Genomic DNA, 25,126 nt, shown 5'->3' with positions numbered 1-25,126 from the left:
CCTCTCACCCCTCCGCCCTCCCGCCTGCCGCCCGCACCCCCCCGCCCCCCCCCCCCGCCCCCGAGCCGCCCCCCCCCCCCCCCCCCCCCCCCCCCCCCCCCCCCCCCCCCCCCCCCCCCCCCCCCGCTCCTACAAATGCGTGGCAAGGCGACATGCGGAGGCAGGACTCGACACCTCGTCGCCCGCTGCACAAATCTTCCAGACCTGCCGTGAGCTGCGCGGTAACGTGTTGAAGATGGACTGACCACCCCAGCCACCCAAACCAGCCCCCTTCCGAGGCCCCGTGATGTCCGACCACAACTGGATCGAGCTCAAGCAGGACGCCACGTCCGGCATCGAGACAGTGCGCGCGCATTTCGAGGGCCATGCCTACGATCCCCACTGGCACGACAGTTATCTGGTGGGCATCACCGAACAGGGCCTGCAGCAATTCAATTGCCGTCGTCAGCAGCACAACAGCACGCCGGGGAAAGTGTTCCTGCTCGAACCGGGCGACATCCATGACGGCACGGCCCCGGAAGCGGGCGGCTTCACTTACCGCACGTTGTACCTGGACCCGCGCTGGCTGGACCGGGAGTTGCGCGCGCAGTTTGAAGAAGCGCCGGACAACGCCCAACTGAGCTTCGCGGCAACGCTGGCGGAAGACCCGCGCCTCGCCATCGCGACGGCCAGCGCCTTCGAAGCGATGCACCATGACGAAATGCGCATCGTCCGCCAGACCGCGCTGGATTACTTGCTCGCCAACCTCACTAGCCACTTGCGCTGGCGCACCCTGATCGACCCCGATCCGCGCCTGCCCCTGGTGGCCCAGCGAGCGCGTGATTACCTGCACAGCCATTTGCATCAGGATATTGGCCTGGACAATCTGGCGCAGGTGACCGGCGTTGACCGTTTTCGCCTGAGTCGTGCGTTCAAAGCCGCCTTCGGCCTGGCGCCCCATGCCTACCTGATTCAACTGCGCCTGACCCGCGCCCGGCATCTGCTGGCCCGGGGCGAGGCGCCGGTCAGCGTCGCGGCTGCCCTGGGTTTCGCTGATCAAAGCCATCTGGGCCGCTGGTTCCAGCGCGCCTATCGCATGACCCCGGCGGACTACCGCCGACGCTGCTCAAACGTTCCAGACTGAACGCCCACCGCACGCCGATCATAGCTCCACGATCAATGACCGCCGAGTGGCCTTATGCAAACCCTCCTGCCCTTTCTGCTGTTCGCTTTCGTTGCGTCCATCACGCCCGGCCCGACCAACATTCTGGTACTGACCAACAGCTCGCGTTATGGCCTGCTCCGCACGCTACCGATTGTCCTCGGGGCCTGCACCGGCGCGGCGCTGCTGGTGTTGATGGTCGGCACCGGGCTGGGCGATGTGCTGGCGCGTCATCAGCAGGTGCAAACGCTGATGTCGTGGATCGGCATCGCCTGGCTGACCTGGCTGGCGTGGCAGATTTTCAGCGCGCCCGCCGAAGCGATCGACCCGACGCAACGCCGCAGCGGTCCCACCCTGGGGTTGTGGGGCGCGGCGAGCCTGCAACTGGTCAACCCGAAAACCTGGATGATGGCGCTGGCCGTCGTCAGCGTCTTTGCGGGCACCGACGCCGACCGCATGCTGCGGGTGATGTGGCTGTCGCTGGCGTTCTTCCTGGTCTCGATCCCGTGCATGAGCGCCTGGGCCTACCTGGGCGTCAGCGCCGCGAAATTCTGCCGCTCGGCCCAGAGCATGAAGCGCTTCAATCAAGGGATGGCGGTGCTGTTGCTGGTGTCGGCGTGGTTGACGTTGGTGGTGTGAGGCGCGGGCGGCGACGCGTGGGTCGGCGTGATTTAATGCGCGCTGACTCCCTGATCCGGACTGACCATGGCTCGCTTCTACGACGCTCGCGGCAATATCTACGCAGTGATTACCCCCGATGCCCTGCGCACCCTCGGCGTTCCCCTGCCCCAGTTACCGACGCAAGCCGCCACTCGCCGCCAAGCCTGGACGGCTCACGCCATTGCGGCGATCTGTGACTGGCCCGCTGGCCAGCGTCCATCCGGCAGCAAATCTCATCGCTCGGACGGTCTTCTGGTGGGCCCCTTTCAGGACACCGCGCCGTTCGACCTGTTGATCGTCAACACCGACGGCACCCTCGCTGAACGCAGCGGCAACGGCCTGACCATCTTCGCCCAGTCGCTGACCGACTCAGCCCTTATCACCGGCAGCGCGCCGTTCGCCCTGCGCGTTCATCACGACAATACTGATTCGCTCAGCCCCGTCGCAACGCAGGCGGTCGCGGCGACAGTCGAGGACGTGAACGGCTTTTGGCTGGACATTGGCGCGCCTGGTTTCGGCCCGCAGGCAGTAGCCGCAACAGGAGACGGAGTCGGCACAGCGATGCTCAATGGGCGGGAGGTTAACCGGATCGAACCCATAGCAGCCTTGCACCCGGGATGGCAGACCAGCGTGTTCGTCAGGGTGGGCAACCCGCATTGCGTCACCCTGGTACCGGATGTGGATGATCTGCCCAGCTTCGAAGACCTTCACGAGCCCGAGTTGAACGCTGCCCTGACCCGTATCGCCTTCGTCGCCGGCGAATCAGGAAGCGGCGACCCCTGCCCTGGCGGGGTCAATCTGCAATGGGCTGCACGCCTGGGACCGAACCGCATCGCGGCACGCGTGTTCGAACGCGGCGAAGGCCCGACGGCGTCCTCCGGCACCAGCGCCAGCGCGGTGGCGTCGGCGGCCTGGTTCTGCGGCTGGGTTCAAGCGGGTTTGGTGGAAGTGGTGATGCCCGGCGGCACTGCGCCGTTGCGCCTGACCGAACGAGACGGGCGGTTGCAGCAGGTGCAGTTGTTCGGGACGGCGCGAATCAAGGCCTGCCCCTGACTACTCGCCAATATCCTCATTCCACAGCTCGGGCTTGTCCGCGATGAACTGCTTCATCAAACCCACGCAGGTCTCGTCGTGCAGCACATTCACTTCCACGCCGCGGGACTTGAGCAGATCTTCTTCACCCATGAACGTCTCGTGCTCACCGACGATGATTTTGCGGATGCCGTACAGCAGGATCGCGCCGCTGCACATCGCGCAGGGCGACAGGGTCGTGTAGAGCGTGGCTTCGCGGTAGACGCGGGCTGGCTGGCGGCCGGCATTTTCGAAGGCGTCCATCTCGCCGTGCTTGATGGCGCTGCTTTCCTGGACGCGACGATTGTGGCCACGGCCGATGATCTTGCCGTCGTGGACGATGACCGAACCGATCGGAATACCGCCTTCGTCCAGGCCCTTCTGCGCTTCATCAATGGCCGCTTGCATGAACGGGTCCATGGTCTCTCCTTTCCTTCGTGACGGGGGTGATCAAAAAACGCTTCAGATAAAACGTGCGCTCAAGGCTTGGCTTTTTTCAGTGCATTGTCCAGCGCGGTGGACACGTAAACCTTGAGCAGCTCGCTGGAACGGTCCTTCATGTCAGCGCCGACATCGCGCTGCTTGTTGCGGAATTTGTTGGCGACATCTGGCGCCGGGTCAGCGGCGTCCAGTGCCTTCAGCTCTTCAGGGCTGAAGGATGCGGCGTAGGCCGCGGCGAGGTTGCGGTCCCATTCCTGCTGATACTGCGGCTGCAGTCTTTGCAGTTCGTCCTGCACGATTTCCTGCGCCTTGGTGCGGCCGACGGTCTCGACGATCGTGGCGAAGGTCACCGTGTGGGAGGCGACTTGGTAACCCAGCCAGCCCAGGCTTTCACCCAGATGCCGCTCCTGAACGAAGGTCAGCGCGGGATCCCCGGCCACCGGCGCGGGCGCGGTTTCGCCGGCCAGTGCCACGTTCTGCAGGGCCATCACCCCCACTAGGCTCAGCCCGAGTGATGCCTTCATCATCGTCATTGCTGTCGATCTGCAATATCCCATGTCCTCTCCCGGCGACTTTTTTATCGGTGATCAACGCTTTGATTGTCTGCTGGACGCTAACAGTTGAGGGGCGAGATATCCATCAATGAGCGATCTCTGACAGAACGACGCATACCTTGTGGGACCGGCTTCAGCCGGGAAAAGCCCAGCGTTTACGCCGTGAGTTCTGCATTGAAATGCCCGACGCCTTCCCGGCTGAAGCCGGTCCCACTTGGGATCGCATACCCTGTCGGACCAGCTTCAACCGGGAAGGTCTCACGCCAATGTTGCTGAACCACCCAGCGCCCATTGCTGCGCGGTCATGCGGTAGATCCTCACGCCCTGGCGATGGTACTGACTGTGAACGAACCCGCCGAACCCGAGCTTTTGAATCACCTTCACCGACGCGACATTGGCCGGTTGAACGATGGCGATCAGCGACGGCACCTGCAGCTCTTCAAAACCATAAGCCAGAGCGCTGCGCGCCGCTTCGGTGCCCAGGCCTTTCCCCCAGAACCCGGTTGCGAGTCGATAGCCAAGTTCGATCTCGTCCTTGTCATCCACACGCTCAGCATTGAGACCGCAGAAACCGGCCAGGGTTGAGGTAGATTTCTCCACCACCGCCCACGGACCGAAGCCGCGTTCACGGTAGGAAAGCCGGCACCAGTCGATGAACTTGCCCGTCGCCTTTTCCGACAACACGCCCGCCACCGAATGTCGCATCACCTCGGCATCGCCAAGGATTTTCGCCAGCGCCGGGGTGTCGTCCGGGTTGAGTTCGCGCAGGATCAGGCGTTCGGTGTGCAGGAGGGTCAATAACGTGTTCATGATCGCGGGCTCGCGAGAGGATCGTTACACGCCTTGAGCTTGGCGCACGGCAGGCATCGTCGCCAGTCAGGGTTGTCGGTCGCGGTAGTGGTTGCGTGGGGGGTAATGTACACCCGATCACTGTAGGCGTGAGCTTGCTCGCGAAGACGTCAGTACAGCCACTGGAGATTCAGCGAATGTTCCGTCCTCTTCGCGAGCAAGCTCATTCCTACGGGAAAGGATTGCCTGCGGGACAAGCGGGAGCCCGCTTGTCCCACAGCTTGAAGAGAGAGCGCTTACAGCCCCGCCTTCACCTTGCTGGCGACCTCAGCCGGTACCCAGGCGGTCCAGACTTCCGGGTGATCTTTCAGGAAGCTTTTCGCCACGACGCTCGGTTCCTGACGCTTCTCGCTCATCTCGCCAAGGGTTTTGTTCAGCTCGTCGATAGGCAGGTCCACCTTCTCGAAGAAGCTCACCAGATCCGGGTACTGCTGACGGAACGGTTCAGACACGCCAATCGCCAGGTGGGCAGCGAGGGAGCTGGAGCCGATCGGGTTGGGGTTGCTGGCGTCGGCGAGGGTTTTCCAGGCTGCTTCGTTGAACGGCGGCTCTTCCAGCTTGATGAGTTTGAAGCGACCCAGCAGCGGCGTCGGTGACCAGTAGTAGAACAACACCGGCTTCCCGCGGCGGATCGACGATGCGACTTCAGCATCCAGCGCCGCGCCCGACCCGGTGCGGAAGTTCACGTAGCTGTCGTTGAGCTTGTAGGCCTTGAGCTTCTGAGTGTTGACGATCTCTGACGTCCAGCCGGTCGGGCTGTTGAGAAAGCGGCCCTTGTCCGGGGATTCCGGGTCCTTGAACACGTCTTTGTATTTAGGCAGGTCCGACACCGATTTCAGGTCAGGCGCCAGCGGTTTGATGCCCCGCTCCGGGTCGCCCTTGATGACGAATTCCGGCACCCACCAGCCTTCGGTTGCGCCTTTGACGATGTTGCCAAGGCCGTGAACCTTGCCTTCGGCCTCCGCCTTGACCCACGCCGGGCTGCGTCCGGCCCATTCTTCGCCGATCACCTGAATATCGTTCTTCGCCAGCGCCGCTTCCAGACTCACCGTGCTGCCGGGCAACTTATCGGTGGGATAGCCGTAGCCTTTTTCCACGATGGTGCGCAGGATTTCGGTGATCAGGCTGCCGCTCTCCCAGGTGATGTCGCCGAAATGAATCGGCGCGGTTTTTTCTGCGCCGTACGCCGAGCCCGTCAGGGCAGCCAGTGCCAGCAGCGAGCCGCCCAGCAGTTTTTTGATTGGTGTCATGGATGTCTCTCGTCGCTCGGGGATGGGGGAGCTCAATCGGGTTGGCACAGTTGGCCGGGCACAGCACACGCTCTATTCCAGACAAGCGCGGCGGCAACAGGTTTCAGCCTTATCCATGTAGTCGCTCACTGAGCGCTGCGAAATGCCCAGCTGCGCAGCAATCTCAGGATAGGTCAGCCCGCCGCGACGGGAGAGCACAAAGGTTGATTTGATCTTCGCAGGCAGGCGATCAAGGCGGCGATCCAGACGGTCAAGCATCTGCAGTGTAGCGGCGTGGCTTTCTGCCGAGGCAAATGGGGTCGCTGCCTCTTGGGACAGGCCTTCCAGATAGTCGCGTTCCTGATCGCGCCGCCGCCAGCGCTCATATACCAGGCGTTGGGCAATGGTGGTGAGCAGCGCGCGCGGGTCGCGAATCGGCACAACGTTGGGCGAAGCCAGCAGTTGCAGGAAGGTTTCGGAGGCGACGTCTTCAGCGCTCTGCTCGGAGTCGAGCAGCCGGCGCAAGCGAACGCATAGCCAGCCGTAGTGCTGAACGAACAGCTCGCTGAGATAGCGGCGATGCATAACGTCCGCGCCAGCCATAAGACATCCCCTGCCCTGATATTTCCGTGTTCGGGACTTTCCGAGAGGCCATGCTAACAAGGGCGGTTATGCAGTAAAAATACTTAAAAGTGATTCTTATATATCACTACGGAATAACTAGAGCAATGGCAACCCCAAGGATGCAGCCTGCTGCTGGTAGTCGAGCAGCACTTGGTAATCGGCTTGGCTCGCCGGCAGCACTTCGCTGATCGCCAACACGTGGGCGAGATCAGGGCGTTCTCTCAGCGCTTGATTCATCGCCGCGCGGATGGCATCAGCATCGGCGCCAAGGCGGGTGATGTAGGGAAGGCACGGCCCCTCCGCCGTTCGAGCAATCACCTTCACGCCAGCCACTTCCTCGCTGGCATCGCGGGCCAGGTAGTCGAAGGTGACGCTGTCGATGGCGGCCAGATCACCATCGCCCGCTTTGATCGCGGCGAGACTGTTGCGATGTCCGCCGGTGAGCGTGACGTCAGCGAAGAACGCCTCATTCTGTTGAAGCGGCGCCAGGGCGTGGCGGAACAGGTTCATGCCGGAATTGGAATCCCGTGAATTCAGCAAGCCACGACTGCCCCTGAACTCGACGAGGGACTGACGCGGATCGTCCTCGCGGGCGACCAACAGGCTGCAATGGTTACCACCGTCGCTATGGGGCAGCTGATAAACCGGACGACCGACCACCTGCACCTTGCCCTGCAATTCCGTCATCAGCGGATAACCGCAGGTTTGCGTCAGCAGCAAGTGCGGCGACAGCCACAGCGTTTTCAATTCCGGGTCTTGAGCATCGAGACGCTGCACGCCGAGGATTTCCAGCACGCGGCTCAGCCACTGCTCTTGCGCCTGCTGAGCGCGCAGCGGCGCGACGTACATCAACAGTTCGGCAAAGCCTCTAGGCATGTTCGGTATTCCTCATCAGACCAGGGGTCTTCAGACATAGGGATGTTGCGGGCTGTCGATAGGATTGAAGCTGTGGCGACGAAAGAGTTCCGCGTAACCGGCCACCAGAAATCCGCCACTGCGAGCCAGCCACTCCTCGCGCCGCGCCCTATACACGACGGGCATGTGATACCACGACAAGCCGGGCAAGTCGTGGTGGACGAGGTGCAGATTCAGATTCAGGAACAGCCAGGCCCACGGCCACGAGGCCTCATTGATGACGGTGCGCTCTTGGGGTTGCTCACCGGGACGGTGCTCGTAATAAGAGCGAACCATCGACACCGCCAGCGCCGGTACGCTGCAGAAGATCACGTAATGCACGGCCGAGATCGCACTGTAATGCTCGATGAATAGAACCATCAGCACCAGCAATCCACCATGGGTCGACCACATCGCCCAGGCCTGACGCTCGCCACGCAGCAATCGACGGGTTTCGCCGACGATCAGGCTGCTCAGCGCCAACGGCACGCCAAACACCAGACGGCCCGGCGGCGTCTTGTCGAGCCAGCGCAACACACGCATCAGCCTGCCGGTCTGTTCCCAGTGCAGCTGACTCAGATAGCGGCTTTCCGGGTCGCGACCAGGGACGGTCAGGTCTTCATCACAGTGATGCTGCATATGGGTATCGCGATACAGCGTGTACGGGTACCAGACCGCAAAAGGCGCGTAACCGAGCACCTTGTTCAGTCGCAACGAACGCGTGGGATGGCCGTGCAGCACCTCGTGTTGCACCGACATCCACAGCACCAGCAGCGGAATCATCAGCAGCGTCGTAGGCCAAATCCCCAGATGCGGGCTGGCAAGCAATAACGTCGGCCAGCCTGCGTACACACCGATCAGCAGCAACCAGGTCGGCCATTCCGTGCGGCCTGTAAAGCTTGCACGCAGGCGCTTGATCTCTTCGCGCTGCGCGTCATCCAGATAGTGGGGCATTGCCGGTTCCTGCATTCGGGCTGATAACCGGTTGTGCAACGACGCAGGAAAAACTTGTAGATCGATTGGTTATGACGGTAGAACGATGCGCTGAATCCACTCCCAAGCCGACGCCTGCCGCAGATGCCCGACATTCAGTTTTTGCCCCTTCCCGACGTGCAGCGCCCATTGCTGGAGAAGTTCTACCGCGCCCATCAATCGCCCATGCGCGCCAAGGGTGAGGCGCAGGTGTGGGTGGCGCGCCAGCCGGACATTATTGGCGCCCTGTGCCTGACGCCGGTGGCTGGCGGGCACTGGTTGACCGGGCTGTTTGTTGCGGCAACCGAGCGCGGACGAGGTGTCGCGGCTGGGTTGGTCGAGGCAGCGCTGACGTCGGTTGAAGGAAACGTCTGGTTGTTCTGTGAGCCTGAGTTGAGCGGGTTTTATCAGCGGCTTGGCTTCCTTGAGGTTCAGCATTTGCCACAGGAACTGGCCGCACGGCTGGCGCGTTATCGGCAGACCAAGCGATTGATATCACTTGTGCGCAGTACTGATTGACCCGCCACCCCGGTCACTCCCACATGGTACTCATCTGCCCAAAAAACTCCATTGACCGGAGCCGCCGTCACTCGTCCGCGTTCGGGTCCATCCCCGGGAACAGCACTTCGATGAAGCCGAAGCGGCTGAAATCGGTAATGCGTGACGGGTACAGACGGCCGATCAGGTGATCGCATTCATGCTGGACGACCCGCGCATGGAAACCCCGGGCTTCCCGCTGAATGAGCTTGCCATCGGGGTCGAAACCTTCGTAACGGATGTGCTCGTAGCGATCGACCACACCCCTCAGGCCTGGCACAGACAGACAGCCTTCCCAGCCCTCTTCCAGGGTTTGCTCCAGCGGCGTGATTAAAGGATTGAGCAGGATGGTTTGGGGGACGGCTTCTGCATCCGGGTAACGATCACTGCTCTCGAAACCGAAGATCACCAGCTGCAGGTCAATGCCGATCTGCGGCGCAGCCAGGCCGACACCGCCCACGCTTTCCATGGTCTCGAACATGTCCTCGATGAGTGTCTTCAGCTCACGGGAACCGAACATCGATTCAGGGACAGGTGGGGCGATGCGCAGCAAGCGCTCGTCGCCCATTTTCAGAATTTCGCGAATCATTTCGAGGCCCTTACGACCGGCAGAAGCGCCACCAGCGGACGCCTTCTGCCGTGAGCGTTATCAGAATTTATCGGTCTTCAGCACCGACGGCACAGGGGTGTAGTCGTCATCATGGTCATGGGTGTGATCGCGGCCAAGGCCCGAGACGTGCTGCTTGAGATGCACCGCCTCACCATCAGCGATGCCGTCGCTCTCGCCCGGCTCCTTCTCACCCTTCTCCTTGCCTTCGGCGGACATGTGCTCGATCACCGCGTTCATCTCAGCGCCCAGCAATAACACCGCCGCTGAAATGTAGAAATACAGCAGCAACACGATGATCGCCCCGATGCTGCCGTACATCGCGTTGTAGTCGGCGAAGGTTTTGACGTAGTAGGCAAAGCCCAGCGACGCGACGATCCACACCACCACCGCGAGCACTGAGCCCGGGGTGATGAAGCGAAAGCTCTGTTTAACGTCGGGCATGACGTAATACATGATCGCCACCGCGACCATCAGCAGGATGATGATCAGCGGCCAGCGCAGAATCGTCCACAGCGTGACGATGAAGTCTTCCATGCCGATCTGCGAGGCAAGCCAGTTCATGACCACCGGGCCGGTGACCATCAGCGCGGCTACCGTGAGCAGCATGCCGGCGATGCCGATGGTGTAGAACACCGACAGCGGGATGCGCTTCCAGGCCGGGCGCGCTTCGACCACGTCATACGCGGCGTTCATGGCGCTCATCATCAGTCGCACGCCAGCCGAGGCTGTCCACAGCGCGATCACGATACCGATCGACAGCAATCCGCCCTTGGACTGTTGCAGCTGGTCGATGACCGGATTGACTTGGTCGAGTGCTTGCGGCGGCAGGACCAGTTCAGACTGCAATCGCAGCCAGCTGAAAAAGTCGGGCAGGTGCAGGAAGCCGATCAGGGCAATAAGGAAGAGCAGGAACGGGAACAGCGAAAACAGCATCTGGTAGGCCAGCGCGGAGGCGTACGTCGACATCTCGTCATCGACAAACTCTTTGACCGTTCTGACCAACACTGTCTTGATGCTGAGCTGGCGCAAGTCCGGGAATATCATGGCGTCTCCTTTCGCGACACAGATGTAGCCGAAGCACGGTTATTGATTCAAGGGTATCTACAAGCGGTATGCATACGAGCGGGCAATCGCGTTGAAATTCCGTCAGTTGCCCGAACGGGCTGGCTTTTTACAGGGTGCCCGGGGTGTTGGCTACCGTTGATGTGTTTCAGGCGGTCGGGGACGCAAACAATAACGGCCATCAGAGGATGGCCGTTACGGTGTCGCAAATCGGGTCGCCTGGAGCTCGCTAGCTCTAGGCGCAAGGGTTTTAGACCTTGTCGACGCCTTTTTTGACAGCGTCTTTAGCTTCGCCAACGGACTGTTGGACTTCGCCTTTGATTTCTTGCGCTTTGCCTTCGGCACGCAGTTTGTCGTTGTCGGTCACTTTGCCGACGCCCTGCTTGACGTTGCCTACTGCTTCGTTAGCCATGCCTTTGACTTTATCGCCGGTGCTGCTCATAGGGTTCACTCCAGGGTGAGAATAGGATGTCATTAACTCGACACTAGAACTGACCGGAGCGGGGAATCAGAGGTTCAATTATTTCGCGAAGCCGCGTCGATTAGTGCTCTGCCTAAAGGCAGAGATGTTTCGCCTTCGGCGAGTTACTTGGAAAAGCACCCCAAGTAACCAAAGGTGCTTGCTCTCGGTTTGGCCCTTCCTTCGTCAGGGTTCCTTCACTCCGGTCTCGCTCCGTGGGCCCGCGCCGAACGGACATCCCTGTCCTGACGGCGCTCTCGCCGCATCCATGCGGCTCGGCCCACTCCGCGAGACCTGCGTTCAGCCTGCACCAAAGTCGCGATTTGTGGTGTCTGGACTTCTTGCGTACGAAGATCAAAAGCAGATCAAAAGCGGATCAAGAGCTTCCCGGCTGAAGCCGGTCCTACGGGCGCGTCGCCTGGGCCACCGAAGGCACGCGTTGCTTTTAGTGGGACCGGCTTTAGCCGGGAAGAGACCCGTTCAGACGCTGACATTTGATCGTCCCCACGCTCTGCGTGGGAATGCAGCCCGGGACGCTCCGCGTCCCTGTCGAAGGCCGCGAATGGCCCCGGCCAATTTTGCCTTTATGTTTGCCCGAGAACCCCGGAGAATGCGCGACCGAACCGGCGGCGCTCAGGGCGTCGGGCCAGGTTGACGAGACCGTGATCCAGGAATGTTATGAAACTCGATAAGCAGCAGGCCATTGCGCGCCGTAATGAACAGCTCGGCGGCGCCGTGCTCGGCACCAATAACACGCACTTCGCCGTGCTCGACCCCAAGCGCAATATCTGGTGGTTTGATTTGCCCATGAGCCGTCTGGCGGTGGGTCAGTACGAGTGGCTGCATCTGCTTCTGCACACGCCGAGCACCGATGAGTTGATTCACCTGAAGGTGACGACCAAGTTCCTGCGTGATCAGAAAGATGCGGTGGTGGTTCGCAACGAAGGCAAGCGCAAGTCCACCGTGAGCCTGGAGCTCTCGGCCGACAAGGATTCGTATTTGAAGGACATGCGCCCGAATGGCGCGAACCTGAGCTTCGCCAGCTTCGTGCAGAAGTGATCCGGCAAGGCTAAGCAAAACGCTGCAGCGCCGAATGCCCGGCGCTGCAGTCGAATGTCACGTCAGACCAGTTCGATACGGTCGGCGTGAATGACGATCTGGCCCTGTTTGTAGAGCGCGCCGATCGCTTTCTTGAAGTTGCCTTTGCTGACGCCGAACAGGTTGCTGATGACCTGCGGATCGCTCTTGTCGCTGACAGGCAATACGCCGTTGTTGTCACGCAACTTGCCGAGGATCTGCGCGTTGAGGCTGCTGGCAAGCTGTTCGCCGACTGGCTGCAGACTCAGGCTGATGTTGCCGTCGCTGCGCACTTCCTTGATGAAGCCTTTTTCCTGTTTGCCGGACCGCAGGAACTTGAACACTTCGTTCTTGTGAATCAGGCCCCAGTGCTTGTTGTTGATGATCGCCTTGAAACCCATCGCGGTTTCTTCAGCCACCAGCAAGTCCACTTCCTGCCCGACTGTATAGTTGGCCGGCACCTTGTCCAGATAACGATCCAGACGCGTGGTGGCGGTGATGCGGCGTGTGTGCTTGTCGAGGTAGACATGCACCACACAGTAGTCACCGGCCTTCAGCGGCTGCTTTTCTTCCGAGTATGGCAGCAGCAGATCCTTGGGCAGTCCCCAATCCAGAAAGATGCCAATGCTGTTGACTTCAACCACTTTGAGGCTGGCGAATTCACCGACCTGAACCTTGGGTTTCTCGGTGGTGGCGATTAACTTGTCATCGCTGTCCAGATAAATGAAGACGTTGAGCCAGTCTTCATCTTCGCTGGGAATATCTTTGGGGATATATCGATTGGGCAGCAGAATTTCGCCATCTTGCGCCCCGTCCAGATATAAACCGAAGTTGGTGTGTTTAACCACTTGCAAACTGTTGTAGCGCCCGACTAAAGCCATGTCCAGATACCCTCGTTACGTGGGCGGCATTCTACCCGAATTCGGGCGGGCATTCCGGCGGGCATTTCGTACCGACATCCGGCGCCAACTTCGGCACGCTGGAAATCAATCCGTTGGTGAGCGACACAGCGGAGCCGGTGCACGGCTCGAGCCATTCGTCAGGTCGTCGAGCCTGACCGCAGCCTTCAACGCTGGTCTTGTTCAACAGAACGCCGGATTGAACATCGCAATTAAAACAGTCATTTAGCCGCTCTTTTCAGGAAATGTTTACGCAGCCCTTCACGACCGCTGACCCTCCCCTCATCGGATAATACCCAAGCAATTTGCGGCCAATTCCGATAGGATGGCCGGCCGTATTAAATTTACATAGGTCGATAGCAGCCATGCGTGTAAAAGCATCCAACTCGAAAGCCAAGCCAGCTCCTGCCGTTGAGACCAGCGATTCGATCAACGCGCAAATTGCAGCTTTCCTGAAATCCGGTGGCGAGATCCAGCAGATCGCCAAAGGTGTCAGCGGCCAGACCTTCGGCCCATCCAAACAGATCTCCCTCGGCAAAAAGTAAATTTTCTCCCGCCTCCGCGGTCGACATCCAGGCGCTTTGATCACAAGGCGCCAGGTCTATCGCTCCCCCGCTTCACAAAGCTCTGCTTTACTCTCGTCACATGACTGCTCATTCATCGCGCTGCGTATGGGTCATGGGATAGAGCGGACGATGCCCTGAACTGCTGAAGTCTCTGCGGAAACCGACATGAACAAACGGATGATCATCGGCGCCCTGCTAAGCCTCGGGCTGACCGGCTGTGCGAGCCACGGTTGTGACAACTCGGTGGCAGGCAGCCCCTGCCGCGCCGACTATCTGCTTTACCAGAACGACATGCTTCAGGCCAAGCTGCTGATCAACGAACGCCGCGCCGAAAACGACGAACTCGCCAGCGCTTTGCTTGAAAGGGCAGCAAGGGAAGACACGACCGGGGAGGCGGAGTTTTACCAGGCGATACTGCTCTTGCGTCAGAACGCCAGCCCTAAACAGATCGATGCCAAGCTCAACGATTCAGCCGATCGCAACTACCCGCTGGCCATCGCCCTGCAGGCGCAACGGGCCGGTATGGTCGATCAAGACAAGGCCCGCGAGTACCGTGCCAGGTACGAAAAACTCGATGTCGCCACCAGCGGTTACCCCTCGTTCCCCCAGGCCTTGATCGTCGTCAATCAGCTGATTTCCGTGGCGAACTGATCGCAACGTTCAGCGCATCTGCATCGAATCGACCAATGGTCGCGAGATAACGCCAATCGGCGGTATCCTTGCGGCGCTCTAGATCGCGGTTCTTGTCGGGCCATTCGGCTCCCGGATAGATACCTTCGACCCACTCCTCCGAAACCTGAAAGGAGTGAAGCATGCCTTATGCTCGCTGTTTCAACCGTTGGACCGGTGCGGTGTTTACCTGCGCCGCCCTCATGCATCACGCCGCCAGCGCTCAGGTCATCGAGCGGGAGCTGGGTGACTTCAGCCTCAAGCTTGGCACCACGCCCAGCCGCACCATGGCCCAGGGCCTGGTGACGCCGAGCGGTGCGGATTCGAAGTTCCACGGCGGACTCGACCTTACCCACGACAGCGGTTTCTACTTCGGGCAATGGTCGCCCAGCGCAGGGCTGACCCCCGACACTGCGCTGGAGGTGGACTCCTACATGGGGTTCAAGAAGCCCTTCGACAAAACACTCGGCTATGAGCTTGGCGTCATTCGCTACAGCTATCCGAACACCGACCAGCTCGACAGCCACGAGCTCTACGCCGGTTTCCGCATTTTCGACAGCCGCATCGGCACTGCCTTCAGCACTGACGCCGGTCGCCAGGACAGCACCCTGTTCCTCGACCTGGGCAGCATGATTCCGCTGGGCCTGGACCTGCGCATGCAGTACGGCAACCACCAGCTCGATTCGCCTTCAATCATCGACGGCGGCGGCGTGGTCAATGCCTACAGCGACTGGTCGTTCAATGTGTCGCGGCCCGTGCTGGGCATGGACATGAACTTGATGTACAGCGGTTCGAGCCTCACCGGCGCCGATTGCAGCGCTTACAGCGGGCACAATCCTCAGTGCGAGGGCACCGTGACGCTCAAGGTCGTGCGCTCGTTTTTCTGATGGGTTGAACCGCCGTGACCTGACTTGCTCTATAACGGGGAGACGAACCGGCAAGGAGCAGTCATGGGCATTGTGTTGAAGACCTTTATTTCGCTGTGGCTGAGCCTGACGCTGTTGGCGGGGTGCAGTCAGATTGGTCTGACGTATCGGCATCTGGACTTCATTATTCCCTGGTCGCTCAACGACTACCTGGACATGAACGCGTCGCAGAAAGACTGGCTCGACGAGCGTTTGAAAGAGCACTTGAGCTGGCACTGCACCACCCAGATCCCCGGCTACCTTGACTGGCTGGACCGTCTGCAAGGGATGGTCGAAAACAATCAGGTCAATCAGGAGCAGCTTGAGGCGCGCACTGCCGAAGCGCGGCAAGCCATCGCCACCCTCTCCAAAGAAATCACGCCTTCGGCGGTCGAACTGCTGCGTCAGCTGGACGATCAGCAAGTGGGCGAGATGCAGACAGCGTTCGCCAAGGACCTGCGCAAGCATGAGGACGAGTTCGTCGACCAGCCGCTGGACAAGCAGATCAGTGAACGCGCTCAACGCATGGAGAAACGTCTGACGCCGTGGATGGGCAAACTGAATGCCGCGCAGCAGGGGCGTGTGATGCAATGGTCGACGTCGCTGGGTGAGCAGAACCGCCTGTGGATCGATAACCGCGCGCACTGGCAGTCGCTATTGCTGGCGGCGGTGAAACAGCGCAAGGCAGCAGACTTTGATCAGAAGATTGCCAGCCTGCTACAGGACCGCCAGATCTTTTGGACCCCTGAATACCGCGCGACCTATGACCATACCGAGCAGGCGGCGATTTCGTTGATTGCGGATCTGATGGCGCAGAGTACAGCGGATCAACGGCAGAAGTTGCTGGCTAAGATCGCCGATGTGCGCAAGGACTTCACGGATTTGAGTTGCTACAAGAGCATGAAAAAAGCGTCCTGATCAGGACGCTCCTTGGGTCAGGCGATTTGCGCCTTGGAGGCCACCTCGTCAAATGTCTCCGGGTCCAGCGCATCGCCCTGTTCATCCAGCACCTGACGCGGATGGTCATTGCCCGGAATGCTGCTGTCGATCATCGCCAGCAAGCTCGCGCCTCGAGGCGTAAGGGTGGCGCCTTCGCCATGCCCGCCTGCACCGCTGGTGTGGGCAGCAATGAACCCGCGTTCGAGCAACAACGTTCTCAATTCTGCGGCGTGGGTTTCTGATGCATCGGCGATTGCGACGCTGTTTTGCACGTGGTGCAACAGACGCTCGATCAGGTCCCAGTCGTATCGTTTAGACATGTTTCAACCTCCAGTGGGCCAACAGGGCAATACCCGTGACATCCGGTCAACGGGCTTGATGCTCAGTGGTTGTGACCCAGTGGAGGGCCAGCCGTTCAGCGGGCTGGCCGGGAGGCAGGAGGGGCTTATTCAGCGACCGGCGGACGCGTGACGCGCTTTTTCAGCGGCGCCATCCCGTCCTGGCTGACCAAAGGCTCGGCCTTCGGACGGTTTACCGACTTGCGTTTGGTCGGCCCCTTGGCGACAGCTTTCTTTTTGTCGCCCTTCTTGTCACCTTTGCCATCGGTTTTTTTCTTCTTCACGCCGACAGCCTTGCCCGACGCCTTGACCTTCTTCGGCCCGGTGTAGGTGCCTTTGACTTCCTTGATCGTGCGGCGCTCGAACTTCTGCTTCAGGTAGCGCTCGATGCTGGACATCAGGTTCCAGTCACCGTGGGTGATCAGCGAGATCGCCAGACCTTCGCCACCGGCACGGCCGGTGCGGCCAATGCGGTGAACGTAGTCGTCACCGGTGCGCGGCATGTCGAAGTTGATGACCATGTCCAGGCCGTCAACGTCCAGGCCACGGGCCGCGACATCGGTTGCCACCAGGATCTTCACGCCGCCCTGCTTCAGACGGTCGATCGCCAGCTTGCGGTCCTTCTGGTCTTTATCGCCGTGCAGCACGAACGCCTTGTACTCGAGCGCCACGAGGCGGCCATAAATACGGTCGGCCATGGCGCGGGTGTTGGTGAAGATGATCGCTTTCTGGTAGGTCTCGTTGGCCAGCAGCCAGTTGAGGACCTGCTCTTTGTGCACGTTGTGGTCGGCGGTGATGATCTGCTGACGGGTGCCTGGAGCCAGCTCGCTGACACTGTTGACCTGCAGGTGCTGCGGGTCTTTCAGGACTTTGCCGATCATTTCCCGCAGGCCCGAACCACCGGTGGTGGCCGAGAACAGCATGGTCTGCTGACGATTGGCACATTCGCCTGCCAGACGCTCGACGTCTTCGGCAAAGCCCATGTCGAGCATGCGGTCGGCTTCGTCGAGGACCAGCAGTTCAACCTGCTTGAGGTCGAGGTTGCCGGCGTTGAGTTGCTCCAGCAGGCGGCCCGGCGTACCGATGAGGATGTCCGGCACCTTGCGCAGCATTGCGGCCTGGACCTTGAAATCTTCGCCGCCGGTGATCAGGCCGGCCTTGATGAAGGTGAACTGGGAGAAACGCTCCACTTCCTTGAGCGTCTGCTGGGCAAGCTCACGGGTCGGCAGCAGGATCACGGCGCGGATGTCGACGCGAACCTTGGCCGGGCCCATCAGGCGATTGAGCATCGGTAATACGAACGCGGCAGTCTTGCCGCTGCCGGTCTGCGCCGTCACCCGTAGATCGTGTCCTTCCAGCGCCAGCGGAATGGCCGCTGTTTGCACAGGCGTTGGCTCGACGAAATTGAGTTCGGCCACGGCTTTTAGCAGGCGTTCGTGCAGGGCGAATTGGGAGAACACGGGTGTTACCTCGGCGTAATACAAAAAAACAGTCGCATAGGGTACCGGTTTAAGCCGGATTCGCCGAGTCTCTTTAGCTCAAAGGGCCTATTTTGTTACCGGATTTGCCCTACCCTGCCCTCGCTTCCCTATCAATGCTCTAATCGCGCCCCCCATTTCTGATCAGGAGATCCAGCGCCCATGGACACCCATTCGCTTTGGCTACGCGCCCAGGAAATCTGGACGCTGCTGGAAAACCAGCCAATGCTGCGCACGATCACCGGATTGCTGTTACTGCTCGTCGCGGCTTTCGCCCTCGGGCGGCTTGCGCGATGGATGATCCTTTACGCCATGAAAGCCCTGAGCCGGCAGCCGTCGTTGTTCTGGCTCAACGATTTTCTGCACAACAAAGTCTTTCACCGACTGGCCCAGGTCACGCCCTCGGTGGTGATTCAATTCGGGCTGAATCTGGTCCCGAACCTCAGCACTGCCGCCAACCACGTGCTCGGCAACATCGCGCTGGCGTTCACCATCCTCTTCCTCATGCTCACAGTCGGCGCGCTGCTCAACGCCCTGCTGGACATCTACGCGCGCACCGAACACGCCCGCACCCGCTCGATCAAGGGCTACGTGCAGCTGACGAAAATGATCTTGTACGTGTTCGCCGGCATCATCATCGTTGCCACGTTGATCGACCGATCGCCGTTGTTGCTGCTTTCCGGGCTCGGCGCAATGTCGGCGGTGATTCTGCTCGTCTACAAAGACACCCTGCTCTCCTTCGTTGCCAGCGTGCAGCTGACCAGCAACGACATGCTGCGGGTCGGCGACTGGATCGAAATGCCACAGGTCGGTGCTGATGGCGACGTGGTGGACATCACCCTGCACACAGTGAAGGTGCAGAATTTCGACAAGACCATCGTCTCGATCCCAACCTGGCGCTTGATGTCCGAGTCGTTCAAGAACTGGCGCGGGATGCAGCAGTCCGGCGGGCGCAGGATCAAGCGCAGCCTGTTCATCGATGCCAGCGGCGTGCGCTTCGTCTCCGATGAAGAGGAGCAGAAGCTGACCAAGGTTCGCCTGTTGACCGACTACATGGGCCGCAAAAAAGCCGAGCTCAAAGCGTGGAATGAAGCCCAGGGCAACGTCGCCGAGATGTCGGCCAATCGCCGCCGTATCACCAACATCGGCACGTTCCGCGCCTACGCGCTGGCGTACCTGAAAAGCCACGTCGATATCCACCCGGACATGACCTGCATGGTCCGCCAGATGGAGGCCACGGCCCAGGGCGTTCCGCTGGAAATCTACTGCTTCACCCGCACCACCAGTTGGGGTGACTATGAGCGCATTCAGGGGGATATTTTCGACTACCTGCTGGCCGTGCTGCCGGAGTTCGGGCTGGGGGTTTATCAACAGCCAAGCGGGGCGGATTTACGGATTGGGTTGGAGAAGATGTCGTCGAATCAAAGTCTGCAGCAACCGGGCAGCGCTTAACGCCCAAGCACAGCTAAGGCGCATTGTTTTCAGTGCTGACCCCGAATCGAACGGAGAACTCTTTCTTTCCGTTTGGCGTCAACGCCAGTGCCCTACTGTCAAGGTCTTGAATAACCCATTTGCGGCTGGTCGCTATGTGCAGGAAGGCGGCACCCAGTGCTCCGGCGAGATGCGGGCGGCGCATGCTCCAATCCAGGCATGAGCAGGCGAAGCGACGTCGCTGCGCCCTGACTGTCTCCACATCGAGCCCCAGGTCGGCCATCGCTTTTTCGCCGCTGACAGTGAGTTGATAATTACCGTCGTCAGGGGCTGACATGGTCAGCCAGCCTGACTCGAGGAAACAATCGTGCAGTTTTACAGCCAATGAACCCGCCATGTGGTCATAACAGGTTCGTGCGATTTGCAGTCGACCCGGGGTATTCGGGACGAACCGGGTTTCCGGCTTCTGACTGATCACCATGAGGGCCTCAATCGCTCTGGCCACGTCTGCGTCCGCCAGACTGTAATACCGATGCCTGCCCTGCGTGTGCAGCTTCACCAGCCCGTCCTCTTTGAGCCTTGCCAAATGCGCGCTTGCGGTAGAGGCACTTACGTCGCCGATGACAGCCATTTCTGTGCTTGTACGTGCATGCCCATCCATCAACGAACAGAGCATCTTCGTCCTTGCTGGTTCGGCGATTGCGCCGGCGACCCTTGAAATGGCGGTGTCATTGCCTGGGGAGTCCATATTTCGTTCCTGAACGAATCGTTAACGTGCGCAGTGCCGGATATTAGCCGTTCTTTGTGAACAGGACTTTCAGAAATGACGCCGTTTGAAGCAGCCAGCCATGCCGACCCTTATATTTATTACGCAGGTTTAAGGCAACGAAAGGGGCTGTTGTTCGACGCAGATCTACGCCTGTGGATCGCCAGTGATGCCAGTGCCGTAGAGGCCATTCTGAAACATTCGGACTGTCGAGTCCGTCCTCTTGATGAGCCGGTTCCTCTCCCAATTGCACAGGGCGCCGCGGGTCGTATTTTCGGTCGTCTCATGCGCATGAACGAGGGAGCTGAACACCAGTGTCCAAGAATGGCCATTGCGCCCGCTTTGGCTTCTGTGCATGACGAAAACATCGCAGAAATTGTGTCGCAGGTGTTCGAGTCCCTCAATGCCCCGGTCGACGCCCTCAATGAATTGATGTGGACGTTGCCCGTATCCGTCATGGCAACCTTGATGGGCGTTCCTTTCACTCAGTTACGTGAAGTTGTTACCCTGACCCAGAATTTTGTGGGCTGCCTTTCCCCCTTAAGCGACAAGACCAAGCTGGATGAGGCCGATGCCGGAGCGACTCGGTTGAGTCAACTGTTCGCAGAGTTGCTGCTTTGCGAGGATGAAAGAAGTCGCTTCATGAGCCACGTGTTGAGGGAATGTGACGTGACGGGCTGGAGAGACAGAGACGCATTGATCGCTAATCTGATCGGCCTGTTGTCACAGACCTGCGAGGCCACCGCAGGCTTGATCGGCAACACCCTCATAGCAATTCATCGTAACCCCGACCTGTTTGAACCCCCTCAACAACCGGCGCGTATTGCAGAGTGGGTAGCCGAGGCGGCGCGCCACGACTGCCCCATACAAAACACACGGCGGTTCGTTGCCGAACAGTGTGTTATCGAAGGCAGCGTCCTGAAGGCCGGGGATACGGTTCTTTTGTTACTGGCTTCGGCGAACAGGGATCCTTGCGCAAACCCGGATCCTGACAACTTTTTGCTCACACGGTCACACCGTCGAATATTCAGCTTTGGCTCAGGCAGACATGAATGCCCAGGCCAGCAACTCGCTTTGTGTATTGCCTCTGAAGCGGTTTCAGAGCTATTGCGTAGACAGCCCACCACCGCTGTCCGCGCTCATCAATGGCGCTACTTGCCCTCGCTCAATGCTCGGATTCCTTATTTCCATTGCAGCCGGGAGACTCAACAATGATCGCCGTTATTTTTGAAGCGTGGCCACATGAGGAGCAATACCAGCGGTATCTTGATCTTGCGGCTGAACTGAAGCCATTGCTGGAAGGTTTGGATGGGTTCATTTCAGTGGAGCGTTATCAGAGCCTGAGTGAGCCAGGAAAAGTTCTGTCGCTGTCATTTTGGCGTGATGAGGAAGCCATTAAACGGTGGCGCGGCCTTGAGTTGCATCGTGCCGCGCAACTTACGGGGCGTAGGCAAGTATTCGATGATTACCACCTGCGCATTGCTGACGTGATGCGAGATTACAGTCTGGAGAATCGTGCTGAAGCGCCGGGCGATAGCCGACGCGCTCATGAATAAAAAGAAATTAAAACAAAAAAAAGCCCGGCATCTGCCGGGCTTTTATTTTGAGTCTTGTAACACCCAAGGAATTAACGATCACGCTGGTAGCTAGAACCAAACTCTTTGCGGTTTTCAGCAACGGTCACGGTGCCGGAAATCTGGGTAGCGAAAGGCTTGACGGCCTCTTTGCTGGCGACTTTGCTATCCAGAACGGTAGCACTGGAAGCGTCGACGATGGCGCGTTGGTTAATGTGTTCTGAGCTGGCGAATGCAGAACCCGTAGCCAGGATGGACAATGCGAAGCCGAAAGCGATGGACTTTTTCATGATGTATATCTCCGGATAGTTGCTGGTAAGTTGGTTAAGTCGTTTCGTTGGGGCCAATCTATTCGGTTGAACCCAACATGAAAAACCAAGCATGAAGATATCTAACATCACCCTCGTTAATGTCGTTGACGCGAGCGTCTAACCCGGCTGTTTCAGAGAACAGCCCGGCGTTGAACAAGACCGCGGCGACTGATCCACACCGATGAAACAATCACCAGCCCGCCCAAAAACAGCTTGCCCAAGTCCTCATTCTGTCCCCAGATCAACAGATTGATCAGCAGCCCCACCGGCACGTGCAGGTTATTCATCACCGCCAGTGTGGCGCCGTTGACCAGGCACGCGCCCTTGTTCCACCAATACATGCCGAGCGCGGTGGAACACAGGCCGAGGAACAGCAACGCCACCCACTGTTGATGCGCATCCGGCAGATGCTGCGGATTGCCGAACAGCAGAAACGCCGGCAACGCCACGGCCAGGGCACCGAGGTAGAAATAGCCGAAGCGGCGGTAGTGCGGCAGATCGCTGGGATGGCGGGCGACCAGATGTTTGTAGAGCACCTGGCCCGCTGCGTAGGTGAAGTTCGCCACCTGCAGCAGCAGGAAGCCGCCGAGGAAATTCGGATCAACCCGGTCGTAGCGGATGATGACTGCACCGAGCACCGCGACCAACGCCGCCAACAGGCCCCACGGATTGAAGCGCCGATTGAGGGCATCCTCGATCAGCGTGACGTGGAGCGGTGTCAGGATGGTAAACAGCAGCACTTCGGGGACCGTCAGCACGCGAAAGCTCAGGTACAGGCAGACGTAGGTGACGCCGAACTGAAGCGCACCGATCAACAGCATGCCGCGCATGAATGACGGCTCGACCCTACGCCAGCGTGTGAGCGGGATGAAGACAAGACCGGCCAGCACGACGCGAAGCAGCACGGCGAAGTAGCTGTCGACGTGCCCGGCCAGATAGACGCCGATCAGGCTGAAGGAAAACGCTTGAATCAGCGTCACGAAAAGTAGATAGCCCATGGTCGCCCCTTTTTTGAAGGCGGCGACCTTAGCCGGTTGGCCATGGCGTGTCTATTGAACGGGTCGGCGGGTCCACCGTTTGCGGCGTTGTCTGACCCGGAAAGAAAAAACCCGATCGACCCGGCGCATTCCTGCAGGTCGATCGGGCAATGCACTCAGGAGCGAAGGAGTGCCAATGGAGTGTCGATGAACGCGAGCATCATCGGGCGGCGGGATTAACGGGCGATTAAGAGACGTGGTGCATGTCATTACAGTACGAGAACGCACATCTCCCTGCCCTGTCCGCGGCCGGCGTCTCGATCAAAGAAGCCGACTATCGACCCGAACCCATCTAAGAATTTGTTTTATCGCCGAAGCCGAAGTACGCTCCGTCGAGTCTGACGCGCGGGTTACAGAGGCTCGCAGCTCAGGGAGATGCGCAGCTTGACGATGTCGCGGGTGAACTTGGCGGTCACTTCGGTGCTGCTCTTTGGCGCGACCTGGACCCGGCGCGTGCGCGGGGCTTCCGGACCGTTGCGAAAGACCACGCTGCACTTGGCCGGGACATCGCCAAAGTTATTCAGGGTGATGTTGCCGATGTCGTAGGCGACGTCATGACTGTTGTAGTCGACCTGCACGCCCTTGATGTCTTTCTCGACGTCGATGGGGTAGGCGAACGCGCTCATCGGCAGCATCGCCAGCAGCACACAACAGATTCTTTTCATGGGGCAGTCTCCATTCAGGGACCGCCAGCTTAGGACAACAGGAGCGAGAGATGAAAGCGCCCCGCGTCACCCTTGATCAATGGCGCACGCTGCAAGCCGTTGTCGACCATGGCGGCTTCGCGCAGGCCGCCGAAGCGCTGCACCGCTCGCAGTCGTCGGTCAGCTACACCGTCGCCCGAATGCAGGATCAGCTCGGCGTTCCGCTGTTGCGCATAGACGGCCGGAAAGCCGTGCTGACCGAGGCCGGTGAGGTGTTGTTGCGGCGCTCGCGGCAACTGGTGAAGAACGCCAGCCAGCTGGAAGACCTGGCCCACCACATGGAACAGGGCTGGGAGGCCGAGGTGCGGTTGGTGGTCGACGCTGCGTACCCGAACGCGCGACTTGTGCGGGCCCTGACAGCTTTTATGCCGCAGAGCCGCGGATGTCGGGTGCGGCTGCGTGAGGAAGTGCTGTCGGGCGTCGAGGAAGTGTTGCTGGAAGGTGTAGCCGATCTCGCCATCAGTGGCTTCAGTATTCCGGGTTATCTCGGCAATGAGATGAGCAAGGTCGAATTCGTCGCCGTGGCGCACCCGGGCCATGCCCTGCATCAGTTGCAACGCGAGCTGAATTTTCAGGACCTGGAAAGTCAGTTGCAGGTGGTGATTCGTGATTCCGGGCGCAATCAGCCGCGCGACGTCGGCTGGCTCGGTGCCGAACAGCGCTGGACGGTCGGGAGCCTTGCGACTGCGGCTGCGTTCGTGAGCAGCGGGCTGGGCTTTGCCTGGCTGCCCCGCCACATCATTGAGCGGGAGATTCAAGATGGGCTGCTGAAAATCCTGCCGCTGGACAAAGGCGGCAGCCGACACCCTACGTTTTTTCTTTACTCCAGCAAGGACAAACCTCTGGGACCTGCGACGCAGATCCTGATTGATCTGATTCAGAGCTTCGACACCGCGCCGCTGGATGCGCCCTTCCCGAGGCCGCCGCAGCAGACGCTGTGAAGAAAGCGTTAATCAGTAGGACTGGCTTTAGCCGGGAAAGCGTCAGGCGTCATGCCGTAAATTTGAAGGTGCTCCATCCGGCCTCTTCCCGGCTGAAGCCGGTCCTACGAATGCACCGCATTACCCTGTAGGACTGGCTTTAGCCGGGAAAGCGTCGGGCATTACACCGCAAATTTGATGGTGCTCCATCCGGCCTCTTCCCGGCTGAAGCCGGTCCTACGAATGCACCGTATTACCCTGTAGGACTGGCTTTAGCCGGGAAAGCGTCGGGCGTCGCACCGCAAGACTGAGGGTGTTCACACTGGCCTCTTCCCGGCTGAAGCCGGTCCTGCGAATCCACCGCATTACCCTGTAGGACTGGCTTTAGCCGGGAAAGCGTCGGGCATC

General features: G+C 59.8%; 31 protein-coding genes. 13 read left to right on the top strand and 18 right to left on the bottom strand.

Annotated elements, in window-relative coordinates; translation table 11 throughout:
- Positions 1 to 286: 286 nt before the first annotated feature.
- The 3 genes from ACYAR8_RS19735 to ACYAR8_RS19725 all read left to right on the top strand — a co-directional run bounded on the left by ACYAR8_RS19735 (position 287) and on the right by ACYAR8_RS19725 (position 2,854).
- On the top strand, positions 287 to 1,123 hold the full coding sequence (locus ACYAR8_RS19735) for an AraC family ligand binding domain-containing protein (protein WP_463580819.1): 837 nt from the start codon (positions 287 to 289) through the stop codon (positions 1,121 to 1,123).
- Between the two features lie 54 nt (positions 1,124 to 1,177).
- The gene (locus ACYAR8_RS19730) at positions 1,178 to 1,780 is read left to right on the top strand and encodes a LysE family translocator (protein WP_463580818.1); all 603 of its coding nucleotides are present in this window, start codon (positions 1,178 to 1,180) and stop codon (positions 1,778 to 1,780) included.
- Positions 1,781 to 1,846: 66 nt separating this feature from the next.
- A complete protein-coding gene (locus ACYAR8_RS19725; RefSeq protein ID WP_463580817.1) occupies positions 1,847 to 2,854 on the top strand; it encodes a diaminopimelate epimerase in 1,008 nt (335 codons plus the stop codon).
- Here ACYAR8_RS19725 and ACYAR8_RS19720 read toward each other — a convergent pair whose 3' ends face one another.
- The 7 genes from ACYAR8_RS19720 to ACYAR8_RS19690 all read right to left on the bottom strand — a co-directional run bounded on the left by ACYAR8_RS19720 (position 2,855) and on the right by ACYAR8_RS19690 (position 8,417).
- Positions 2,855 to 3,292, bottom strand: coding sequence for a nucleoside deaminase (locus ACYAR8_RS19720; RefSeq protein WP_463580816.1), 438 nt, complete (start codon positions 3,290 to 3,292; stop codon positions 2,855 to 2,857).
- A gap of 59 nt (positions 3,293 to 3,351) precedes the next feature.
- Positions 3,352 to 3,846 (bottom strand): hypothetical protein, encoded by a 495-nt coding sequence (locus tag ACYAR8_RS19715; protein WP_463580815.1) that lies wholly within the window; start codon positions 3,844 to 3,846, stop codon positions 3,352 to 3,354.
- Positions 3,847 to 4,125: 279 nt separating this feature from the next.
- Positions 4,126 to 4,677 (bottom strand): GNAT family N-acetyltransferase, encoded by a 552-nt coding sequence (locus tag ACYAR8_RS19710; protein ID WP_463580814.1) that lies wholly within the window; start codon positions 4,675 to 4,677, stop codon positions 4,126 to 4,128.
- A gap of 275 nt (positions 4,678 to 4,952) precedes the next feature.
- Positions 4,953 to 5,966 (bottom strand): ABC transporter substrate-binding protein, encoded by a 1,014-nt coding sequence (locus ACYAR8_RS19705; protein ID WP_074891725.1) that lies wholly within the window; start codon positions 5,964 to 5,966, stop codon positions 4,953 to 4,955.
- Between the two features lie 72 nt (positions 5,967 to 6,038).
- A complete protein-coding gene (locus ACYAR8_RS19700; RefSeq protein ID WP_463580813.1) occupies positions 6,039 to 6,548 on the bottom strand; it encodes a sigma-70 family RNA polymerase sigma factor in 510 nt (169 codons plus the stop codon).
- 117 nt (positions 6,549 to 6,665) lie between these two features.
- Positions 6,666 to 7,445 carry a phosphate/phosphite/phosphonate ABC transporter substrate-binding protein gene (locus ACYAR8_RS19695; RefSeq protein ID WP_463580812.1) on the bottom strand — a complete coding sequence of 260 codons (780 nt, stop codon included), beginning with the start codon at positions 7,443 to 7,445 and terminating at the stop codon, positions 6,666 to 6,668.
- 30 nt (positions 7,446 to 7,475) lie between these two features.
- Entirely contained in the window at positions 7,476 to 8,417 is a 942-nt protein-coding gene (locus ACYAR8_RS19690; RefSeq protein ID WP_463580811.1) for a fatty acid desaturase, read from the bottom strand.
- 123 nt (positions 8,418 to 8,540) lie between these two features.
- Here ACYAR8_RS19690 and ACYAR8_RS19685 point away from each other — a divergent pair, with 123 nt between their 5' ends.
- A complete protein-coding gene (locus ACYAR8_RS19685; RefSeq protein ID WP_463580810.1) occupies positions 8,541 to 8,954 on the top strand; it encodes a GNAT family N-acetyltransferase in 414 nt (137 codons plus the stop codon).
- A 67-nt stretch (positions 8,955 to 9,021) separates the two neighbouring features.
- Here the strand turns inward: ACYAR8_RS19685 and def are convergent, their stop codons facing one another.
- The 3 genes from def to ACYAR8_RS19670 all read right to left on the bottom strand — a co-directional run bounded on the left by def (position 9,022) and on the right by ACYAR8_RS19670 (position 11,086).
- Positions 9,022 to 9,561 carry a peptide deformylase gene (def, locus tag ACYAR8_RS19680; RefSeq protein WP_065992704.1) on the bottom strand — a complete coding sequence of 180 codons (540 nt, stop codon included), beginning with the start codon at positions 9,559 to 9,561 and terminating at the stop codon, positions 9,022 to 9,024.
- A gap of 60 nt (positions 9,562 to 9,621) precedes the next feature.
- A complete protein-coding gene (locus ACYAR8_RS19675; RefSeq protein WP_108120559.1) occupies positions 9,622 to 10,626 on the bottom strand; it encodes a YihY/virulence factor BrkB family protein in 1,005 nt (334 codons plus the stop codon).
- A 268-nt stretch (positions 10,627 to 10,894) separates the two neighbouring features.
- Positions 10,895 to 11,086 (bottom strand): CsbD family protein, encoded by a 192-nt coding sequence (locus ACYAR8_RS19670; protein ID WP_074891712.1) that lies wholly within the window; start codon positions 11,084 to 11,086, stop codon positions 10,895 to 10,897.
- Between the two features lie 696 nt (positions 11,087 to 11,782).
- Here ACYAR8_RS19670 and ACYAR8_RS19665 point away from each other — a divergent pair.
- On the top strand, positions 11,783 to 12,163 hold the full coding sequence (locus tag ACYAR8_RS19665) for a hypothetical protein (protein WP_065992698.1): 381 nt from the start codon (positions 11,783 to 11,785) through the stop codon (positions 12,161 to 12,163).
- A 62-nt stretch (positions 12,164 to 12,225) separates the two neighbouring features.
- Here the strand turns inward: ACYAR8_RS19665 and ACYAR8_RS19660 are convergent, their stop codons facing one another.
- Positions 12,226 to 13,062, bottom strand: coding sequence for a CvfB family protein (locus ACYAR8_RS19660; RefSeq protein ID WP_192171524.1), 837 nt, complete (start codon positions 13,060 to 13,062; stop codon positions 12,226 to 12,228).
- 383 nt (positions 13,063 to 13,445) lie between these two features.
- Between ACYAR8_RS19660 and ACYAR8_RS19655 the strand changes: the two genes are divergently transcribed.
- Positions 13,446 to 13,625 (top strand): hypothetical protein, encoded by a 180-nt coding sequence (locus ACYAR8_RS19655; RefSeq protein WP_037012170.1) that lies wholly within the window; start codon positions 13,446 to 13,448, stop codon positions 13,623 to 13,625.
- Between the two features lie 186 nt (positions 13,626 to 13,811).
- The gene (locus tag ACYAR8_RS19650; protein WP_463580809.1) at positions 13,812 to 14,297 is read left to right on the top strand and encodes a hypothetical protein; all 486 of its coding nucleotides are present in this window, start codon (positions 13,812 to 13,814) and stop codon (positions 14,295 to 14,297) included.
- Here the strand turns inward: ACYAR8_RS19650 and ACYAR8_RS19645 are convergent.
- Entirely contained in the window at positions 14,269 to 14,460 is a 192-nt protein-coding gene (locus ACYAR8_RS19645) for a hypothetical protein (protein WP_139214537.1), read from the bottom strand. The genes ACYAR8_RS19650 and ACYAR8_RS19645 overlap by 29 nt on opposite strands.
- On the opposite strand from ACYAR8_RS19645, the gene ACYAR8_RS19640 reads away from it, so the two are divergent.
- Both ACYAR8_RS19640 and ACYAR8_RS19635 read left to right on the top strand, forming a co-directional pair.
- A complete protein-coding gene (locus tag ACYAR8_RS19640) occupies positions 14,459 to 15,202 on the top strand; it encodes a TorF family putative porin (protein ID WP_074891704.1) in 744 nt (247 codons plus the stop codon). The genes ACYAR8_RS19645 and ACYAR8_RS19640 overlap by 2 nt on opposite strands.
- A 63-nt stretch (positions 15,203 to 15,265) precedes the next feature.
- On the top strand, positions 15,266 to 16,138 hold the full coding sequence (locus tag ACYAR8_RS19635; protein WP_463580808.1) for a DUF6279 family lipoprotein: 873 nt from the start codon (positions 15,266 to 15,268) through the stop codon (positions 16,136 to 16,138).
- A gap of 17 nt (positions 16,139 to 16,155) precedes the next feature.
- Here the strand turns inward: ACYAR8_RS19635 and ACYAR8_RS19630 are convergent, their stop codons facing one another.
- Positions 16,156 to 16,479, bottom strand: coding sequence for a hypothetical protein (locus ACYAR8_RS19630; protein WP_074891700.1), 324 nt, complete (start codon positions 16,477 to 16,479; stop codon positions 16,156 to 16,158).
- 125 nt (positions 16,480 to 16,604) lie between these two features.
- Positions 16,605 to 17,957 (bottom strand): DEAD/DEAH box helicase, encoded by a 1,353-nt coding sequence (locus ACYAR8_RS19625; RefSeq protein WP_074891698.1) that lies wholly within the window; start codon positions 17,955 to 17,957, stop codon positions 16,605 to 16,607.
- 180 nt (positions 17,958 to 18,137) lie between these two features.
- Between ACYAR8_RS19625 and ACYAR8_RS19620 the strand changes: the two genes are divergently transcribed.
- Positions 18,138 to 19,427, top strand: a complete 1,290-nt coding sequence (locus ACYAR8_RS19620) for a mechanosensitive ion channel family protein (protein ID WP_463580807.1) — start codon at positions 18,138 to 18,140, stop codon at positions 19,425 to 19,427.
- Positions 19,428 to 19,440: 13 nt separating this feature from the next.
- Here the strand turns inward: ACYAR8_RS19620 and ACYAR8_RS19615 are convergent, their stop codons facing one another.
- Positions 19,441 to 20,154 carry an ArsR/SmtB family transcription factor gene (locus ACYAR8_RS19615; RefSeq protein ID WP_074891694.1) on the bottom strand — a complete coding sequence of 238 codons (714 nt, stop codon included), beginning with the start codon at positions 20,152 to 20,154 and terminating at the stop codon, positions 19,441 to 19,443.
- A gap of 75 nt (positions 20,155 to 20,229) precedes the next feature.
- On the opposite strand from ACYAR8_RS19615, the gene ACYAR8_RS19610 reads away from it, so the two are divergent.
- Together ACYAR8_RS19610 and ACYAR8_RS19605 are read left to right on the top strand one after the other, a co-directional pair.
- Complete coding sequence (locus ACYAR8_RS19610) at positions 20,230 to 21,387, top strand: cytochrome P450 (RefSeq protein ID WP_463580806.1); 1,158 nt, start codon at positions 20,230 to 20,232, stop codon at positions 21,385 to 21,387.
- Entirely contained in the window at positions 21,384 to 21,728 is a 345-nt protein-coding gene (locus tag ACYAR8_RS19605) for an antibiotic biosynthesis monooxygenase family protein (protein ID WP_074891690.1), read from the top strand. Before ACYAR8_RS19610 ends, ACYAR8_RS19605 begins: the two co-directional genes overlap by 4 nt.
- A 71-nt stretch (positions 21,729 to 21,799) precedes the next feature.
- On the opposite strand, the gene ACYAR8_RS19600 is transcribed toward ACYAR8_RS19605, so the two are convergent.
- The 3 genes from ACYAR8_RS19600 to ACYAR8_RS19590 form a co-directional block, all read right to left on the bottom strand.
- Positions 21,800 to 22,036: a hypothetical protein gene (locus ACYAR8_RS19600; protein ID WP_463580805.1), complete on the bottom strand. Its 237-nt coding sequence runs from the start codon at positions 22,034 to 22,036 to the stop codon at positions 21,800 to 21,802.
- A 152-nt stretch (positions 22,037 to 22,188) separates the two neighbouring features.
- The gene (locus tag ACYAR8_RS19595) at positions 22,189 to 23,055 is read right to left on the bottom strand and encodes a carboxylate/amino acid/amine transporter (protein ID WP_463580804.1); all 867 of its coding nucleotides are present in this window, start codon (positions 23,053 to 23,055) and stop codon (positions 22,189 to 22,191) included.
- Between the two features lie 389 nt (positions 23,056 to 23,444).
- Complete coding sequence (locus ACYAR8_RS19590) at positions 23,445 to 23,759, bottom strand: 3-phosphoglycerate kinase (RefSeq protein WP_074891684.1); 315 nt, start codon at positions 23,757 to 23,759, stop codon at positions 23,445 to 23,447.
- A 50-nt stretch (positions 23,760 to 23,809) separates the two neighbouring features.
- Between ACYAR8_RS19590 and ACYAR8_RS19585 the strand changes: the two genes are divergently transcribed.
- On the top strand, positions 23,810 to 24,739 hold the full coding sequence (locus tag ACYAR8_RS19585) for a LysR family transcriptional regulator (RefSeq protein WP_463580803.1): 930 nt from the start codon (positions 23,810 to 23,812) through the stop codon (positions 24,737 to 24,739).
- Positions 24,740 to 25,126: the final 387 nt, after the last annotated feature.

The sequence above is a fragment of the Pseudomonas sp. HP_01 genome (genome assembly GCF_055284355.1).
This window is presented reverse-complemented; position numbering and strand designations above follow the sequence as displayed.

Bases quoted from the DNA above. Each gene is read 5' to 3' on its own strand.
- ACYAR8_RS19645 (WP_139214537.1), bottom strand. From the start codon at position 14,460: ATGCTTCACTCCTTTCAGGTTTCGGAGGAGTGGGTCGAAGGTATCTAT.
- ACYAR8_RS19685 (WP_463580810.1), top strand. From the start codon at position 8,541: ATGCCCGACATTCAGTTTTTGCCCCTTCCCGACGTGCAGCGCCCATTG.
- ACYAR8_RS19590 (WP_074891684.1), bottom strand. From the start codon at position 23,759: ATGAAAAGAATCTGTTGTGTGCTGCTGGCGATGCTGCCGATGAGCGCG.
- ACYAR8_RS19725 (WP_463580817.1), top strand. From the start codon at position 1,847: ATGGCTCGCTTCTACGACGCTCGCGGCAATATCTACGCAGTGATTACC.
- ACYAR8_RS19610 (WP_463580806.1), top strand. From the start codon at position 20,230: ATGACGCCGTTTGAAGCAGCCAGCCATGCCGACCCTTATATTTATTAC.
- ACYAR8_RS19675 (WP_108120559.1), bottom strand. From the start codon at position 10,626: ATGATATTCCCGGACTTGCGCCAGCTCAGCATCAAGACAGTGTTGGTC.
- ACYAR8_RS19585 (WP_463580803.1), top strand. From the start codon at position 23,810: ATGAAAGCGCCCCGCGTCACCCTTGATCAATGGCGCACGCTGCAAGCC.
- ACYAR8_RS19655 (WP_037012170.1), top strand. From the start codon at position 13,446: ATGCGTGTAAAAGCATCCAACTCGAAAGCCAAGCCAGCTCCTGCCGTT.
- ACYAR8_RS19695 (WP_463580812.1), bottom strand. From the start codon at position 7,445: ATGCCTAGAGGCTTTGCCGAACTGTTGATGTACGTCGCGCCGCTGCGC.
- ACYAR8_RS19730 (WP_463580818.1), top strand. From the start codon at position 1,178: ATGCAAACCCTCCTGCCCTTTCTGCTGTTCGCTTTCGTTGCGTCCATC.
- ACYAR8_RS19595 (WP_463580804.1), bottom strand. From the start codon at position 23,055: ATGGGCTATCTACTTTTCGTGACGCTGATTCAAGCGTTTTCCTTCAGC.
- ACYAR8_RS19735 (WP_463580819.1), top strand. From the start codon at position 287: ATGTCCGACCACAACTGGATCGAGCTCAAGCAGGACGCCACGTCCGGC.
- ACYAR8_RS19650 (WP_463580809.1), top strand. From the start codon at position 13,812: ATGAACAAACGGATGATCATCGGCGCCCTGCTAAGCCTCGGGCTGACC.
- ACYAR8_RS19720 (WP_463580816.1), bottom strand. From the start codon at position 3,292: ATGGACCCGTTCATGCAAGCGGCCATTGATGAAGCGCAGAAGGGCCTG.
- ACYAR8_RS19630 (WP_074891700.1), bottom strand. From the start codon at position 16,479: ATGTCTAAACGATACGACTGGGACCTGATCGAGCGTCTGTTGCACCAC.
- ACYAR8_RS19615 (WP_074891694.1), bottom strand. From the start codon at position 20,154: ATGGACTCCCCAGGCAATGACACCGCCATTTCAAGGGTCGCCGGCGCA.
- ACYAR8_RS19700 (WP_463580813.1), bottom strand. From the start codon at position 6,548: ATGGCTGGCGCGGACGTTATGCATCGCCGCTATCTCAGCGAGCTGTTC.
- def (WP_065992704.1), bottom strand. From the start codon at position 9,561: ATGATTCGCGAAATTCTGAAAATGGGCGACGAGCGCTTGCTGCGCATC.
- ACYAR8_RS19705 (WP_074891725.1), bottom strand. From the start codon at position 5,966: ATGACACCAATCAAAAAACTGCTGGGCGGCTCGCTGCTGGCACTGGCT.
- ACYAR8_RS19620 (WP_463580807.1), top strand. From the start codon at position 18,138: ATGGACACCCATTCGCTTTGGCTACGCGCCCAGGAAATCTGGACGCTG.
- ACYAR8_RS19690 (WP_463580811.1), bottom strand. From the start codon at position 8,417: ATGCCCCACTATCTGGATGACGCGCAGCGCGAAGAGATCAAGCGCCTG.
- ACYAR8_RS19715 (WP_463580815.1), bottom strand. From the start codon at position 3,846: ATGACGATGATGAAGGCATCACTCGGGCTGAGCCTAGTGGGGGTGATG.
- ACYAR8_RS19660 (WP_192171524.1), bottom strand. From the start codon at position 13,062: ATGGCTTTAGTCGGGCGCTACAACAGTTTGCAAGTGGTTAAACACACC.
- ACYAR8_RS19640 (WP_074891704.1), top strand. From the start codon at position 14,459: ATGCCTTATGCTCGCTGTTTCAACCGTTGGACCGGTGCGGTGTTTACC.
- ACYAR8_RS19635 (WP_463580808.1), top strand. From the start codon at position 15,266: ATGGGCATTGTGTTGAAGACCTTTATTTCGCTGTGGCTGAGCCTGACG.
- ACYAR8_RS19670 (WP_074891712.1), bottom strand. From the start codon at position 11,086: ATGAGCAGCACCGGCGATAAAGTCAAAGGCATGGCTAACGAAGCAGTA.
- ACYAR8_RS19600 (WP_463580805.1), bottom strand. From the start codon at position 22,036: ATGAAAAAGTCCATCGCTTTCGGCTTCGCATTGTCCATCCTGGCTACG.
- ACYAR8_RS19665 (WP_065992698.1), top strand. From the start codon at position 11,783: ATGAAACTCGATAAGCAGCAGGCCATTGCGCGCCGTAATGAACAGCTC.
- ACYAR8_RS19605 (WP_074891690.1), top strand. From the start codon at position 21,384: ATGATCGCCGTTATTTTTGAAGCGTGGCCACATGAGGAGCAATACCAG.
- ACYAR8_RS19710 (WP_463580814.1), bottom strand. From the start codon at position 4,677: ATGAACACGTTATTGACCCTCCTGCACACCGAACGCCTGATCCTGCGC.